At 67.0% G+C, this 15843-nt stretch carries 14 protein-coding genes; 13 read left to right on the top strand and 1 reads right to left on the bottom strand.

Annotated features, from left to right (window positions below; translation table 11 throughout):
- Positions 1-179: 179 nt before the first annotated feature.
- Complete coding sequence (locus tag ACYVLQ_RS13540; protein WP_460697795.1) at positions 180-1205, bottom strand: polyprenyl synthetase family protein; 1026 nt, start codon at positions 1203-1205, stop codon at positions 180-182.
- 303 nt (positions 1206-1508) lie between these two features.
- Between ACYVLQ_RS13540 and ACYVLQ_RS13535 the strand changes: the two genes are divergently transcribed.
- The 13 genes from ACYVLQ_RS13535 (at position 1509) to ACYVLQ_RS13475 (ending at position 15686) form a co-directional block, all read left to right on the top strand.
- Positions 1509-2393, top strand: a complete 885-nt coding sequence (locus tag ACYVLQ_RS13535) for a terpene synthase family protein (protein ID WP_460697794.1) — start codon at positions 1509-1511, stop codon at positions 2391-2393.
- A gap of 74 nt (positions 2394-2467) precedes the next feature.
- Positions 2468-3952 carry a hypothetical protein gene (locus ACYVLQ_RS13530; RefSeq protein WP_460697793.1) on the top strand — a complete coding sequence of 495 codons (1485 nt, stop codon included), beginning with the start codon at positions 2468-2470 and terminating at the stop codon, positions 3950-3952.
- Positions 3953-4260: 308 nt separating this feature from the next.
- Positions 4261-5256 (top strand): mevalonate kinase, encoded by a 996-nt coding sequence (gene mvk, locus ACYVLQ_RS13525; protein ID WP_460697792.1) that lies wholly within the window; start codon positions 4261-4263, stop codon positions 5254-5256.
- Positions 5253-6296: a diphosphomevalonate decarboxylase gene (mvaD, locus tag ACYVLQ_RS13520; RefSeq protein ID WP_460697791.1), complete on the top strand. Its 1044-nt coding sequence runs from the start codon at positions 5253-5255 to the stop codon at positions 6294-6296. Before mvk ends, mvaD begins: the two co-directional genes overlap by 4 nt.
- A complete protein-coding gene (locus ACYVLQ_RS13515) occupies positions 6293-7402 on the top strand; it encodes a phosphomevalonate kinase (RefSeq protein WP_460697790.1) in 1110 nt (369 codons plus the stop codon). Before mvaD ends, ACYVLQ_RS13515 begins: the two co-directional genes overlap by 4 nt.
- Before the next feature lie 147 nt (positions 7403-7549).
- The gene (gene fni, locus ACYVLQ_RS13510) at positions 7550-8686 is read left to right on the top strand and encodes a type 2 isopentenyl-diphosphate Delta-isomerase (protein WP_460697789.1); all 1137 of its coding nucleotides are present in this window, start codon (positions 7550-7552) and stop codon (positions 8684-8686) included.
- On the top strand, positions 8683-9741 hold the full coding sequence (locus tag ACYVLQ_RS13505) for a hydroxymethylglutaryl-CoA reductase (protein WP_460697788.1): 1059 nt from the start codon (positions 8683-8685) through the stop codon (positions 9739-9741). The genes fni and ACYVLQ_RS13505 overlap by 4 nt, the downstream gene beginning before the upstream one ends.
- 20 nt (positions 9742-9761) lie before the next feature.
- A complete protein-coding gene (locus ACYVLQ_RS13500; protein WP_460697787.1) occupies positions 9762-10934 on the top strand; it encodes a hydroxymethylglutaryl-CoA synthase in 1173 nt (390 codons plus the stop codon).
- A gap of 33 nt (positions 10935-10967) precedes the next feature.
- Entirely contained in the window at positions 10968-11927 is a 960-nt protein-coding gene (locus ACYVLQ_RS13495; protein ID WP_460697786.1) for a ketoacyl-ACP synthase III, read from the top strand.
- Positions 11924-12151: an acyl carrier protein gene (locus ACYVLQ_RS13490; protein WP_460697785.1), complete on the top strand. Its 228-nt coding sequence runs from the start codon at positions 11924-11926 to the stop codon at positions 12149-12151. The genes ACYVLQ_RS13495 and ACYVLQ_RS13490 overlap by 4 nt, the downstream gene beginning before the upstream one ends.
- Positions 12152-12169: 18 nt before the next feature.
- Entirely contained in the window at positions 12170-13225 is a 1056-nt protein-coding gene (locus ACYVLQ_RS13485) for a terpene synthase family protein (protein WP_460697784.1), read from the top strand.
- 25 nt (positions 13226-13250) lie between these two features.
- Entirely contained in the window at positions 13251-14318 is a 1068-nt protein-coding gene (locus ACYVLQ_RS13480; protein ID WP_460697783.1) for a terpene synthase family protein, read from the top strand.
- Positions 14319-14339: 21 nt separating this feature from the next.
- Positions 14340-15686, top strand: a complete 1347-nt coding sequence (locus ACYVLQ_RS13475; protein WP_460697782.1) for a cytochrome P450 — start codon at positions 14340-14342, stop codon at positions 15684-15686.
- Positions 15687-15843 lie beyond the last annotated feature (157 nt).

The raw sequence follows: 15843 nt of genomic DNA, 5'->3' as shown, positions 1-15843 counted from the left end.
GAATGTCTCTTCACGACCGCCCGCCGAGACGGCCGAGACGCTGTGGACCGTGTTGCCCGGGGAGCACTGAGCCGGCGGCCGCACGTCCAGCGCAGTGCCCTGGAATGCGCGGACCACCAACAGGCCAGCGACAAGCGGCGATTGCCGCCAGCCCACGCATCGCGGCGCCAGGTGGGGTGTCAGCGCGTCCGGTGGACGACGGAGTGGGCCAATGCGGCCAGGTCGGTGCTGATCACATCGCCGGGAAGCGCCGAGACGGCGGTGCGCACCAGCGTGTCGGCGTGCCGTTCACAGCGTCGCAGGCACCCTTCCGACTCCATCAGGCGCGCGAGCCGCGTGGCGTGGGCCTGTGATATCGGTGCACTGCCGCGGAACAGACGCGAAAGTTCCTGTCCCGCCGAGGTTTCCGATTCCATAGCGGTGAGTATGGGGAACGAGCGCTTGCGACGCATCAGGTCCGCGCCGACCGCCTTGCCGGTCCGTGCGGGATTCCCCCAGATGCCGAGGATGTCGTCGGTGATCTGGAATGCCAGACCGATGTCTCGGCCGAAGGTGTCGAACGCGTCGAGAGGCGCCGTTTCACCGACCGCGCTCAGCGCGCCCAGCGCGCACGCGCAGCCCATCAGCACCCCGGTCTTGGCGGTGGCCATGGTCAGGTAGTCGTCGATGCCGACGTGGCCGCCGGCTTCGAAAGCGCAGTCCTGACATTGCCCGCGGCACACGTGCACCGCCGCGAGCTCGAGCCGCGATACTGCCGCTTCGGCGATTTCGGCGTGGCGGTCGCCGGCCAGCACACGAACAGCCATGGCGTGCAACGCATCACCCAGACAGATCGCGGCCGGAGCACCCCAGATATCCCACACCGTCGCGCGACCACGCCGCAGCCGGTCACCATCCATCACGTCGTCGTGCACCAGGGTGAAGTTGTGCAACAGTTCCACCGCGACCGCTGCTGGTAGCGCCGCGGCCGCCTCCGCCCCGCACGCCGTTGCCGAGGCGAAAGCCAGTGCCGACCGAAATCCCTTGCCCCACCCGCTGTGTGTCGGCTTACCCTCCCGATCGGCCCAGCCGAACTGGTAGAGCCCCATGCGTCGTAAGGGCTCGGGCATAGCGTTCACCGCCTCGCGCAGAGCGGGTTCACAGAGCCGCCGGGCACGAGCCAGAATGCCGTCGATCTGGATGCCTGTTGCCAATGTCCCGGTCATTCGACTCGCCGCCGCCCCTACTCGTTACGTTGTACGCCTCGAAAATTCCGATGCCGGTTCAAGTTTCGACCCACCGTCCGGGCCGTCGAGCGCCTCGGCACGCATGAACACCATGCGCGAGCCACATACCGTCGTCAGACTTCGTCGCGATGTGATCCCGAGGGCGAGCCATGCGCGGCAGGCATCAGGCTTATGAGCCGAAGAACCTTCCGCACGCGGCGTCGATATTCGAGGCTGCTGCAATGATCCCGCCCTCGGCCCGCCTCAGAGAGTTTGTCGTCGCGGCCGTAGACAGGAGGACAGATGCCGACCAACTCGACCCTCCCCCCGACGGCAGATCTGTTCGGAGAGCCGTCCAACGCGTTCGACTTCGGTCGCGGCTGCGCGCATGCGACTCGCCTGATGGGCGAGGTGCGAAACTGGGCCGCCGCACAGAACCTGCACAGCAATGTCATCGAAGCAACCGTGCTCAGCCTCGCGCTGTGTAGCCCGCCCCCGCTCGTGCCGGCTCTCGGTCCGGCCGCGCACACCGCGGTGTGGATCACCGCGCTCGACGATGTCTTCGACGGTGATGAAGCGGTATTCGACCACACCTCCTGCGACGCCGCCACCTTCGTACCCGCGGCGTTCGGCGCCGCTGAGCGCCGAATCGACGACTCGCTCTCCCTCGCACTCCGCGACATTGTCGCCGACCTCGCCCGGCAACCGCGATGGCCGGCGTTCGCCGAGATCTGGTGGCAGCACATCCACGCGACTGTGGATGCGTTCGTATGGGAACGACACCTCCGCTACACCGACGACCCTGTCTCGCTCGAGGACTATCTCGCCCACAGCGCCAGTTTCGCTCTGGGGCCGGTCATCGTCGCATGGTGGGCCATAATCGGCGAGGCGGATATCGCCGACCGCCTGACCACGTTGTCGAACGCCCTGGAACACGCCCAGCTCGCGCTCCGGCTCGCCAACGATCTCGCTACGGCTGACCGTGAGCGCGCCGAGGGCTGCCGCGCGAACGCCCTGCTGCTGGGCGCCCGCCCGCGCGAGATCGACGACCTGATCGACCGGCACACCGCTGCCTGTCATCGACTGCTCGGTCCACATTCGCCGCATCCCGCTGCTGTGTCTCTCGGCCGGCTCCTGGACTTCGATCTCGGGTGGTATCGGACCTCGGATACACGGAACCCGCGATGACCGGCACGTCTCGGCCTGCCCGTCGAATTCACGCACACCAGGGCTCGGCCTTCGATTCTCATTCGTCGGAGAATTTGTCGACCACCTCGGCGGACGTCCTCCTGCGCGACCTCGCTGCGGACCCGTGGGGCTCGGTGACTCCCTCGGTGTACGAGACCGGACGACTCGTCGCCACGGCGCCGTGGCTCCCGCGGCACGACCAGCGAGTGACGTATCTGCTCGAATGGCAGCGCGGCGATGGCGGCTGGGGCCCACCTGATCTCGGTTACTGCTTGGTGCCCTCGCTCAGCGCCGTAGACGCGCTTCTGCGAGTCGAAGGCCGGTCCGACGCGGACGCTGCCGCCGATGCCGGAATCTCCTTCTTGCGGCGAGCGCTCTCCGCGACCGCGCCACCACCGGACACTCCGGCAATCGACCTGATCGTGCCGAGCCTGCTCGAAGAGCTCAATCAGCGACTCTCACCACCACTTCCGATACCTGCCACGATCACCGACCGCCGCCTCAGGGCTGTTCGTCGAGCCGCTCGTACGACGCCGGAATTGCCGACCAAGCTCGCACACGCCCTCGAAGTCCTCGGCCCCGACGCCCGCAGACGCGGCCATCTGTCGGTCAACGGCGCGGTCGGGGCATCCCCCGCCGCGACCGCGGCCTGGCTCGGCAATGCCCGCGACAGTGCGGCCTACGAATTCCTCACCGGCACAGTGCACCGCCATGGCGGCCCCGTCCCTGTCTGTGCCCCCATCGCTACGTTCGAACGGTGCTGGGTGTTGGCTGCGCTGACGCGCGCGGAGATTCCCTTCACCGATCCCGCCGGACTGCTCCACGAACTCGACATCCAGCTCGGACCACAGGGCCTATCCACCGCGCCGGGACTGCCCGCAGACGCCGACACCACGGCCGCCGCGCTGTATGTCCTTGCCAGAAGCGGCTATCGCCACACCCCCGATCCGTTGCGACCGTACGAGCGATACCACAATTACTGCACCTGGCCGGGCGAAGACGGCACCTCGGTCACCACCAATGCTCACGTCCTCGAGACCCTCACCCTCATCGACAACAACTCGGGCACGCTCCCCTCGCCATCGGTCGCGAAACTCATCGACTGGCTGTGCGCCCAACAGCGCCCGGACGGCAGTTGGCTCGACCGCTGGCACGCCTCGCCCTACTACGCCACCAAGGCAGCCGCACTGGCCCTGCACGATCACGAACTCACCGATCCCGCAACCCGGGACGCGGTCCGCCACGCACGGCGATGGATCCTCGACTCACAGCGAGCCGACGGATCCTGGGGCATCTGGGCCGGGTCCGCGGAAGAGACCGCTTACGCCCTGCAGATGTTGATCCAGACCGCTACGTCTCCGGACCCCGAAGTCCACCGAGCGGTCGCCCGCGGCGCGAGCGCCCTCGAAAACGGCGCACTCGCCGCTCCCGCGCTCTGGCACGACAAGGACCTCTACCGACCCGGCAGAATCATCGCGGCAGAAATTCTCACAGCGGCCCACCTCTGCGGTTCCTGGGATGCACGTGGTCGAGGCACCACCACGAGCGAGACACCATGAACAACAAAGCGCTCACCGCCGTGCCGCAAGCTCCCGGCGCCCTCCCGGGTATCGGCCACAGCCCCGCGAATCCTTCGTGACCCGCTGCGGCTGCCGGGTATACCCGCGAACGGCGCTCCCCACTGCGGCCGACGATGTATGCGAGCCACGCATGGGACCCATGCGCAGCAAAGTCTTCCGACTCATACGGCGAGGGCGACATTCTGGAACAACACCAGATGCCGCTATCGCGGCATCGCCCGTATCACCGGAACCACCGCACCGGCGCTACGCCGGATACGGCTGCGGAGGGTAGGGACAGCACTGCCATGACTTCCACCGATACGACGCCCGAACGGGTACTCGGGACGGGCCACGCGCACGGCAAGGTGATCCTGCTCGGTGAGCACACCGTCGTCTATGGAATGCCGGCCATCGCCATTCCTGTGACCGAACTGAAAGTGGACGCGGTTCTTCATACTTCGAGCGTTTCAGCACTGACACAGCTGTCGGCGATCCCGGTGTCGCGGTCGGCCGAGACATCGGAGAGCGGGTTCGTCTGCAACGCCGACACGATCCCGGCCGGGTCCGGCGCGGCGGCGGCGACCGCGGCGGCATTGCGTCGCTGGGATCGGCTAGCCGACAGTGTCGAGGTACGCATTCGCAGTGACGTGCCGTCCGCTCGGGGCCTGGGGTCCAGCGCCGCGGCGGCCGCGGCGGCGGTCCGCGCCGTCGCCGACCGCTACGGCATCCCGCTCGACGAGCGCTCCCTGTACAGCCTCGTACAGGTCGGGGAAACGGTCGCGCACGGTCGCGCCAGCGGTGTCGATGCCGCCGCGGCAATCGCTCGGGGACCGATCCGGTTCGACGCCGGCATTGCCCGGCCGATCCGATCGGCCGTCGATGCCGTCCTGGTGGTGGCAGACAGCGGTGCAGCGGGTAGTACCCGGGCGGCGGTCGACTCCGTGCGCGCCGTCTTGGCGGCAGACCACGCGAACGCCCACCAGATCCTGACCTCGGCGGGTCGGCTCGCCGACGCCGCCACGGCCGATCTGGAGGCGGGACAGATGCCGGCACTGGGGTTGCGGCTCAACGCATTTCAAGGATTGCTTCGCGAATTGAACGTCAGTACACCGCAGTTGGACCGTCTGATAGATGTCGCGCTGCGGGCGGGTGCGCTCGGCGCGAAACTGACCGGCGGCGGGCTGGGCGGATGTCTGATCGCGCTGGCCGAACCGCAGCGCGCCTCGACCGTCCGCGAGGAGCTCGTCGCGGCCGGCGCCGCCCGGACGTGGACCGTGCCGATGACACAGGATTGCCGATGAGTACCTCCGAAACCGCCCACAGCGCCGCCGCTTTCGCTGGACGTCGAGCCGGGCCGGTCGCGATCGCCTATCCGAACATGGCGTTGGTCAAGTATTGGGGCAAGCGCGACGAATCGCTGGTCCTGCCGGTGACCGGAAGCCTCTCGATGACGTTGGACATCTTCCCCACCACAACCCGGGTCACGCTACGGCCGAGGGCGACTGTCGATGCGGTGATCCTGAACGGGCGAGACGCGTCCCCGCAGACTCGCATGCGGGTCGAACGATTCCTCGATCTGGTGCGCGACAAGGCGGGCCGCTCCGAACGAGCGCGGGTGGAAACGAACAACACCATACCCACTGGAGCCGGATTGGCTTCCTCCGCGAGCGGTTTCGCCGCCCTCGCCGCGGCGGCGGCGAAAGCCTACGGGATCGAATCGGACGCCCGGGCGCTGTCGCGGTTGGCTCGACGCGGATCGGGTTCGGCGTGCCGCTCGATCTTCGGAGGATTCGTCACCTGGCATGCCGGGACAGGATTTGGGGCCGCGGCCGACGAGAGCAGTTATGCCGAACCGAGCCATTACGCGGTGGATGCCGCTCTGGTGGTCGCGATCGTCGACACCGGACCCAAACCGTTGCCGAGCCGCACGGCGATGCGCCTTTCGATGATGAGTTCCCCGTTCTACCTGCCGTGGGCCACCGCGACACGGACCGACCTGGAACAGGTCCAGGCTGCGCTCGCTGCCGGAGACCTGGTGCGCGCCGGGCGAATCGCCGAGCACAACGCCCTGGGAATGCACGCGGTACTGCTCGCGTCGCAGCCGTCGATTCGCTACCTCGCGCCGCAGTCGCTGCGGATTCTGAACCGAGTCGACAGGCTCAGGGCAGACGGTATTCCCGCGTACGCCACCATCGATGCCGGCCCCAACGTCGCGGTCCTGTGCGCGCGCCACCATGCGGCACAAGTGGTGGTTGCGCTGCGCGAACTCGACGACCTGGTGTCGATCCGCATCGCGCGCCCGGGTCCGGGCGTGACCGTAACCGGTGGTGACGAACCATGATCCGCCGTGCGGCTCCGGGCAAGCTGTTCCTCGCCGGTGAGTACGCCGTGCTGCAACCGGGGCATCCCGCTGTCGTTGTCGCCGTCGACCGTTGCGTCACAGTCACGGTAACCGAAACCTCTAGCGCGGAAACCACATTCGCCTCGGACCTAGGTGGCGGAACACAGCTGCGATGCGTACGCCGCGACGGCATTCTCATGCCGGAGAGCGGCCACACCCCGGACAATTTCCGCTACGTCCTGTCGGCCACGAATATCGTCGAACGGCTCGTGGCCGAGGCCGGCGGGCAGCCGGCGCCGTTCGCCGCCACCACCAGCGGCGCCGACCTGACCGACGGAGCCGGCCACAAACTCGGACTGGGCTCGAGCGCCGCGATCACGGTCGCCACCGTCTCCGCCCTGGCCGACCTGTATCGCCTGCGACTCGGCCGCAGCGAGCGCTACCGGCTCGCCATGCTCGCCACCGTCGGCGTCGACCCGCGCGCGTCGGGCGGTGATGTCGCGGCCGCCACGTGGGGCGGGTGGGTCGCCTACCGCAGTCCCGACCGTGCCCGCATCGCCGAACTGGCCACCACCGGCACCGTGGCCGAGACAGTGCGCGCCGACTGGCCGGGATTGTCGGTCCGCCCGCTGCCGGCGCCGCACCGCCTCAGCCTGCTGGTCGGATGGACCGGAAAATCAGCCTCGACCTCGGCGCTGACGCGGCGCACAGGCCCCGGCCACGCGAGTATCCGCGCGCATCCGCGGTTTCTGGTCGAGACGACAGCCTGCGTCGAACGCATCGTCCGGGCGTTGGGCGCCGATGACGTCACCCGCGTCCAGCACGAGATACGCAGAGCCCGAGGACTTCTCGACGACCTCGACGACAGGGCCGATCTCGGGATCCGCACACCCGAACTCGACGCACTCTGCGCCGCGGCCGATTTCGCCGGCGCCGCAGCCAAACCCTCCGGCGCCGGCGGCGGGGACTGTGGCATCGCCGTCATCGACCGCACTCGCCCCGAGCAGGCCACCGCGGTCATCGACCGCTGGTCCGCCGTCGGGATCACCCATATCCCACTGCGGGTGTACCACCACCCCAACTCCTCCGAACATCATCCGTTCTGACTCTCACCACTGGCGGCTACGGTCCGCCGTCGTCGGCGACTATGCGCGCCGCACATTCGACGCATGCGCGATTGTGGGTTCTGTCCGGACGCCGAACGGGAGATTCTGGGATCACCGTCACCGATTCCGTGGAAAGAGGCATGAACGATGACCCGTCCGGACTCGATCGGTCACCGCAAGGACGATCATGTGCGGTTGGCGGTCGACCAACACCGACGACGCGCCGAGCACAACGACTTCGATGGCGTGCGTTTCGTGCATCACGCACTGGCGAGCATCGACCGCCGCAGTGTCGACCTGACCGTCGACGTTGCCGGACGTCGTTGGCCGGCGCCGCTGTTCATCAACGGTATGACGGGCGGAAGCGCCCGCACCGGCGAGATCAATCGCGCCTTGGCCGTGGCCGCCGCCGAAACCGGACTGCCGATCGCCGCGGGGTCGATGAGCGCCTACCTGCGCGACCCCGCGGTGGCCGACACCTATCGCGTCCTGCGCACGCACAACCCGCGGGGCGTGGTCCTCGCGAACGTCAACGCCAACACCACGCCCAGCCAGGCTCGGCGTGCGATCGATCTGCTCGAGGCCGACGCGCTGCAGATCCACCTCAACGCGGTCCAGGAGATCGTGATGCCCGAGGGCGACCGCGACTTCGCGCACCGGGCACGGCGGATCGAAGCCATCGCCGCAACCGTGGACGTGCCGGTGATCGTGAAGGAGGTCGGATTCGGCCTCAGCCGCGCCACGGTCGCCCGGCTGGCCGACCTCGGAGTCGCGGTGGCCGACGTCGGCGGACGGGGCGGCACCGACTTCGCGCGCATAGAGAACCGGCGGCGCGACGACACGGGTTTCTCCTATCTCGAAGGGTGGGGGCAATCGACGCCGGCCTGCCTGCTCGACTCCGCCGGCCTCGACCGTATCCCCTTGCTCGCCTCGGGCGGTGTTCGCTCACCGCTCGATGTCGCACGCGCGCTCGCACTCGGGGCGCGCGCCGCGGGCGTGGCCGGGACGTTTCTCACGATCCTGCTCGACCGCGGTACCGACGCGCTCGTCACGACGATCCGGGAATGGCTCGATCACCTCCTCTCGATCATGACCGTCCTCGGCGCCGCGACCCCGCACGCACTCACACGATGCGACCTGATGTTGAGCGGTCCAGTGGAAACCTATTGCCGCACAGCAGGTATCGACACCCGGCCGTTCACCCGCCGCAGCGCCGCGCTCACGCGGGACTGTGCCGCGCCAGCGCACCCGACCGCACCGACTGAGAGGCGGGTTCCGGCATGATCTCCCCGAAGGGCACAGCCACCGACGACCACGCCTTGGTGCCGATGGCCTGGCTCGGGCCACTTCGCCTCGGCGGCAATACGGTCACCGGCGAATTCGACATTCCCCTGGCCACTTTCGAGACACCGCTGTGGCCTTCCGTCCGACGCGGTGCCGCGATATCGATGCTGGTCGATCACGGCATATCGGCGACGGTTCTCGACGACCGGATGACCCGTTCCATCGTGGTGGAGGCCGACGATGCGCAGACCGCCCTCGCCGCCACCGCCCATGTCCGAAACCGGTTGGACGAATTCCGCGACGTCGTCGCCGCGGGCAGCCGCCACGCCCGGCTGATCGACGTGCATCATCAGATCGTCGGGAATCTGCTCTATCTGCGCTTCGAATTCACCACCGGTGACGCTGCCGGTCACAACATGACCACCCAGGCCGCCGACCAGCTCACCGTCCGCCTGCTCGCCGACTTCCCTGGCTTGCGCTACGTGTCGGTGTCGGGCAACTACTGCACGGACAAGAAGGCCAGCGCCGTCAACGGCATCCTGGGCCGGGGCAAGAACGTGGTTACCGAGATCACGATCCCACGCGAGGTCGTCGAGCGTCGACTACACACCACGGCGGCGCGCATCGCCACGCTGAATACCCGCAAGAACCTCATCGGCACCCTGGTCGCCGGCGGAATCCGTTCCGCGAACGCCCATTACGCCAACATGCTGCTCGGTTTCTACCTCGCCACCGGGCAGGACGCCGCCAACATCGTCGAGGGTTCGCAAGGCATCACCCGGGCCGAGGTCCGCGACGGCGATCTCTATTTCTCCTGCACGCTGCCCAACCTGATCGTCGGCACCGTCGGCAACGGCAAACACCACGCCCATGTCGAGCACGCCCTGACGCGTCTGGGCTGCCGCGAGCCGCGACCGCCGGGCACGAACGCTCGCCGGCTCGCCGCTCTCGCCGCCGCCACCGTGCTGTGCGGAGAACTGTCGCTGCTCGCGGCACAGACCAATCCCGGCGAATTGATGCGCGCGCACGCCCAGCTCGAACGCGCTCGCCGCTGACCGTAGAAGGAGAACGGGCAATGGCCAACCAGCACATCGGGATCGGCGACCTGTCAATCGCCACCACCCACTACATGATCGAGCACAGCACTCTGGCCAGCCACCAGGGCGTAGACGTCGGCAAATATCACCACGGGCTCGGACAGGAGGCCATGAGCGTGCCCGCGTCCGACGAAGACATCGTCACGCTCGCCGCAACCGCAGCGGCGCCCCTCCTCGAACGCCACGACACCAGCACCTTGCGCACTGTGTTGCTGGCTACCGAGACCGGTGTCGACCAATCCAAAGCCGCCGGTCTGTACCTGCATCCTCTGCTGGGGCTGCCGCACACGACCCGCATCGTCGAACTCAAGCAAGCATGCTACGCCGCCACCGCCGGCCTGCAATTCGCCGCCGGCCTCATCGCCCGCGACCCCACGCAGCAGGTGCTGGTCATCGCCACCGATATCGCCCGCTACGACCTCGACACCCCCGCCGAGGCCACCCAGGGCGCCGCAGCCGCAGCGATTCTGGTCACCGCCGATCCCGGTATCGCGGTGCTCGAACCGGTCACCGGTGTGCACTCCAGCCACGTGATGGACTTCTGGCGGCCCAACCATCGCACCACCCCTGTGGTCGACGGCAAACTATCGGTCACCAGCTACCTCGACGCCGCCGAGCAAGCCTATGCCGACTACCTGCGTCGCGGCGGCCGCTACCTCGACGACTTCACCGCCTTCTGCTACCACCAGCCGTTCACCGAGATGGCCTACAAGGCCCACCGTCATCTACTCGGCGCGCACGGACGGACCCCTTCCCAGCAGGAGGCAGACAGCGCGCTGACCGCCAGCACGCATTACAACCGCACCATCGGAAACAGCTACACCGCATCGCTGTATCTGGCCCTGGCGTCGCTACTCGACCATCGCCGCGATCTCACCGACCAGCACGTCGGGATGCTCAGCTACGGCTCCGGCTGTGTCGCCGAATTCTTCTGCGCCACCGCCGTTCCCGGCTACCGCGACCTTTTACGTGCCGACGCCCACGACCGCGCGATCACCGCCCGCAAACCCCTCTCCTACGAGGAGTACCGGGCGCTGCACGAATTCCGCATCCCCGCCGACGCCGGACAGCACATCCTGCCCGAGCAGACCGGCGGCCCGTTCCGGCTGGCGGCGGTCGACGGCCACGAACGTATCTACGAGACTCGCTGACAACGCATTCCGACGGAGACGACAGCCGGGCACATGACCACACCGGACAGCATCCGCCTCACCGCGATCGGTACCTACCTGCCCGAAACGCGAGTGCCGAACCAGCCCGCCGCGGCCGCGCTGGGTGTCGCGGACAACGCCCTGCACACCAAGATCGGCATCCGTACCCGCGCGGTCAAACACCCGCGCCAGCGCACCAGCGACCTGTGCGTCGAGGCCTGCGACGACCTTCGCCGGCACGCGAACGTGGACCTCGACGCGATACAACTGCTCTGCGTCGTCACCCAGAATCCCGACCAGCGGATACCGCACACCTCCGCCATCGTGCACGAGAAGCTGGGCTTGCCGAGCGGATGCATGACCTTCGACCTGTCGCAGGGCTGCGCCGGCTATACCCACGGCCTCGCCGCCACCACCGCCCTCGCCGACCGGTACGGGTTCGAGCACGTCCTGCTGTGCACCTGCGACCCCTACACCACCATCGTCGACCCCCACGACCGCAACACCGCGCTGCTGTTCGCCGACGCCGCCACCGCCACCTACCTCACCCCGAAAGCCCCTGGCTACCGGATCGTCGACGGTGACTTCGGCACCGCGCCCGGCACCACGTCCGTACTGCGCTGCGGCACAGAACATCTCACCATGGACGGCCGCGGCGTATTTCTCAACGCCGCCCGCGAGGCGCCGCGCAGCATCGAACGACTGCTCGGCCGCAACGGCCTCGGCCCGCAGGACGTCGATCTGTTCCTGGCGCATCCGGGATCCAAACGCATCATCGATGTGGTACGCGAGGAACTCGGCGTCGACGAGAACAGGCTTCCTTTCGAGATCGCTGACTACGGCAACACCGTCTCCTCCTCGCTACCCCTCATGCTCGCTCCCCGCCTCCACGCCGAGCCACCTCGCACGGTCCTGCTCGCCGGCTTCGGAGTCGGCTTCACCTGGGGCACGAGCCTCATTCGATACACCTCACCGGAACGGAGCAACCCATGATCACCGCGAGCGACATCAGCGCCCTCATGACCGGTATCGACACCGGCACCGAAACCCTCGAACCTCATGTCCCCCTGGAAGACCAGGGCGTGGACTCGATGGACATGACCACACTGCTGACCCGCGTCGAGAAGACCTACGACATCACCATCCCCACCGCCACCGCCGACGAACTCCACAGTCTCGACCAACTCGCCGAGTACGTGAATTCCGTTCGGACCTGACCACCGAAGGGAGACCGAATGACGAAGACTCACAACGAATCTGCGATCGAGGAGATGCCGGCCTTCTACTGCCCGATCGAGCCGGCCATCCACCCTGATGTCGACACTCTCGAGGAGAAAGCCTGTGCGTGGCTGGCAGAATGGAATCATTTCGGCAACGACCCGGCCGGGGTGCGCAAGAGTCGCAGCGCCGAGTTCTACGCCCGGATGACACCACACGCGCGACGCGGCCGTATTCAGATCGCGGTCGAATGGACGTACTGGGGATTCGCTTTCGACGACACCTACTGCGACAACGCTCCCTGGAACACCCGAACCACCGAATTCGCCCGGTTGGCGGGCCGCCTCCTGCGAATGCTGGAATCGCCGGGCTCGGAGATCCCCGAACCCCACGGCGCTCTGCGCCCATTGGCGGACCTGGCGCGGAGGTTCGCCAATGTGGGCACCCCCGTTCAGTATCGGCGCTGGGTACTGGCCCAGCGGGCCTGGCTGACGGGCGTGCTCTGGCAGATCGGGAATCAATCCGACGTGGTCATGCCGTCACTGGACGACTACCTGGCCATGCGAATCAACAGCGCGGCCGGAGAACCGGTCACCGCCATGATCGAGCTGGTCACCGGTCCACAGATTCCGGCGGACGAACTGGAGTCTCCCGCGGTGCGCGCCTGCACGGAGATGGCCCGAATGCTCGCCTCACTGGACAACGACATCCAGTCCTACGCCAAAGACCTCCATCACGACGAAGCCGACCAGAACATCGTCAACGTGCTCGCCAACCAGCGACGCGGCTCCCCGAACGAGGCCGTGCACAGCGCCATGGCCGCCCGCGACCGGATCATGTGCCGGTTCCTGCACCTGCGCGAGAAGACGGCCCCACGCCAATCCACACCGACACGCCGATACCTCGCGGATTTGGGCCATGTGGTGCGAGGAAACCTCGACTGGGGTTTCAGTACACCCCGCTACCAGGTGCCGGGGTCTGCACCGAGTGGCCGATGGGCCGACCAGCCCAGTGACGACAGCACCGAACCACCTGCCTCCACCATCGCCTGGTGGTGGGACCCAAAACTGTAGGCACACAACCGAACCGGGACCAAGAATGGATCACACGCAGCTGAGGAGCCACAGCCTCGATCCTCCGGGTCGGCGTGCCGGGGCGGTCGCCGATGGTTTCACAGATCCGAGGCTCGCGGGCAGAGAGCAGGTGTTGCTTCCGGAGTTCGAAATCCGGCTGCCGTTCGAGGCCAATCCCTTTCAAGACCGCATCACCCCGGTTCGTGACAGGCTGGCCGGCCTGGGTGTCCCCTTGGACGAAACCACTGGCGCCTGCGTTGCGCGAGTCGCATCGTTGATGCATCCACGGATCGGTCTGGTCGATCTTCAACTGGTCGCCGACATCTTCGGCTTCTTCTTCGCCTACGACGACCAATTCGACGGTCCCCTCGGCTGGGATGAAAACGCCACCGCCGAAACAGTGGAGAACACCAAGAGGGTGTTCGCCGGCTATGTTCCCGACCAGACATCCGATCCGTTCGACTACACCCTGATGCACCTCTGGGAGCAGATCCGCCAGCGCGCCAGTGCGGAACTGTGGGAACGTATGGTCACCCACACGCTTGGATGGCTCGACCATTACCGTTGGGAGACCGCCCTGCGTTGTAACCGGCGCATCGCAACAGTGACCGAACAACGCCGGGAACGATTCTGGGCGTCCGAGATGTCGTTCGACTGGGAGTACATCGAACTCACCGACGCCCCTTTCCTGCCGCGGCGATTCGTCCGCCACCCCGTCATCCAGCAAACGCTCACCGATTGCACGCTGATCGTCGCCTGGTGGAACGATATCTGCAGTCTCGCCAGGGAAAACCCCTACAACAACATCGTCTACTGCATTCAACAGGACCGATCCTGTGGACTGCAGACCGCCATCGACATCGCCTATCACACGGTCGTCGACCTGTGCGACACCGTCCTGGCTCGACAGCCGCGTCTCCCTGATCTGCTGGAAACCCTGCGGCTCGACCCCCGTGAGACCTCCCGAGCCCACACCTGGTGGAACAGCCTGCTGCTCAGTACCGGCGGAGCCCTGCGCTGGCACGTGGAACCGACGACCGGGCGCTATTGCCAGCAGCGCCGCCAAAACCTGCCATCGCTCCGGTCGACCTGATCGGCGGACACGGACCAGAAGATGAATAAATTCTCAGATTCGATACCGACCGCGCCGGATGCGTCACCGTTGCTCGGTCACCTGGTACCACTCATCCGGCGACCATTCGCGTTTCTATCTTCCCTCCCGGCGCACGGTGACCTCGTACGGATCCACCTGGGCCCCGCGAAGATCGTGATCGCCTGCGATCCGGAACTGACCCGTCAAATCCTGCTCGACGACCGGACCTTCGACAAAGGAGGTCTCATGTTCGATCGGGCCCGGGAGTGGCTGGGCGACGGACTCGGCACCTGCCCGCACAGTCGGCATCGGCGCAAGCGACGCCTGGCCCAGCCCGCCTTCCACCACGCACGCATGCCCGATTACGCGCACGCCATGGTGACCCACGCTGCCTCGGTGGTCGACAACTGGAGTGCGGGACAGGTCCTCGACATATATTCCGAGATGATGACCATCACGTCCACAACATTCGGCACCGCCATGTTCCACACTGACCTGCCGTCCTGCGTACAGCATCAGACGCTCGTCGACCTCACTGCCCTCATTGCCGGCACGACCCGCCGCATGGTGATGCCCGCCGCGCTGGCTCGGCTGCCGACACCGGGCAATCGCCGGTTCACCCGCGCCAACACGCGGCTGCGCCAGACGTTGAGCGGTATCATTGCCGAACGCCGCGCCAGTGGAGCCGACCATGGCGATCTGCTGTCGGCTCTGATGATCGCCCACAGCCTCGACAGCGACGAACAGGCGATGTCCGACTCCGAACTCATCGACGCAGCGGTGACATTTTTCGGCGGCGGAACCGACTCGACTGCCGCGACGTTGGCGTGGGCGCTGTACCTGGTCGCAACACACCCCGACGTCCGTGAGCGCTTGCATGCCGAGGTGGACGAGGTCCTGGCCGGGCGGCGACCCGAGTACACCGATCTCGACCGACTGGAGTTGACCGGCAGGATTGTCACCGAAACCCTGCGCCAGTATCCACCGGGATCGCTGTTCACACGCTCGGTCACCACCGATACCGAACTGGGCTGCCATTTCCTATCGGCCGGGACCACGATCGCCTACAGTCCCTATCTCATCCATCACCTGCCCGACCTGTACGAAGATCCGAACCGCTTCGACCCGGACCGGTGGCTGACAGGACGCACAAAACCGCCGCCCAGCGGATTTATCCCGTTCTCCGCTGGCGCACGCAAATGCATCGGCGACAGCTTCGGTACGAATGAGGCCACCCTGGCCCTGGCAATAATCGCATCCCGCTGGCGTCTGCAGCCCATCCCCCGTCTGCGAGTCCGCCCCACATTGTCCGTGCCGACAAAGCCCGCCGGGCTACGGCTACGGGTTATCGATCGCGCTGAGACCTGAAGTCGCTCGAGCGGCACGCGGCCCTGGCCGCCTCGCGGGGCCAATCCATTCGCGGCGCGCATGGGCGCTATGCGGGCGACGTTGTTCAGTTGTCGCGCTCCCTGTTCGAAACTGGATCCCTGCGGGGCCGTGGGCACGGCGGATCGAGTGGGGAAGA

This window comes from Nocardia thraciensis (genome assembly GCF_054782435.1).
Note: the sequence above shows the minus strand (reverse complement) of the source record. Positions and strands in the feature narration are given on the sequence as shown.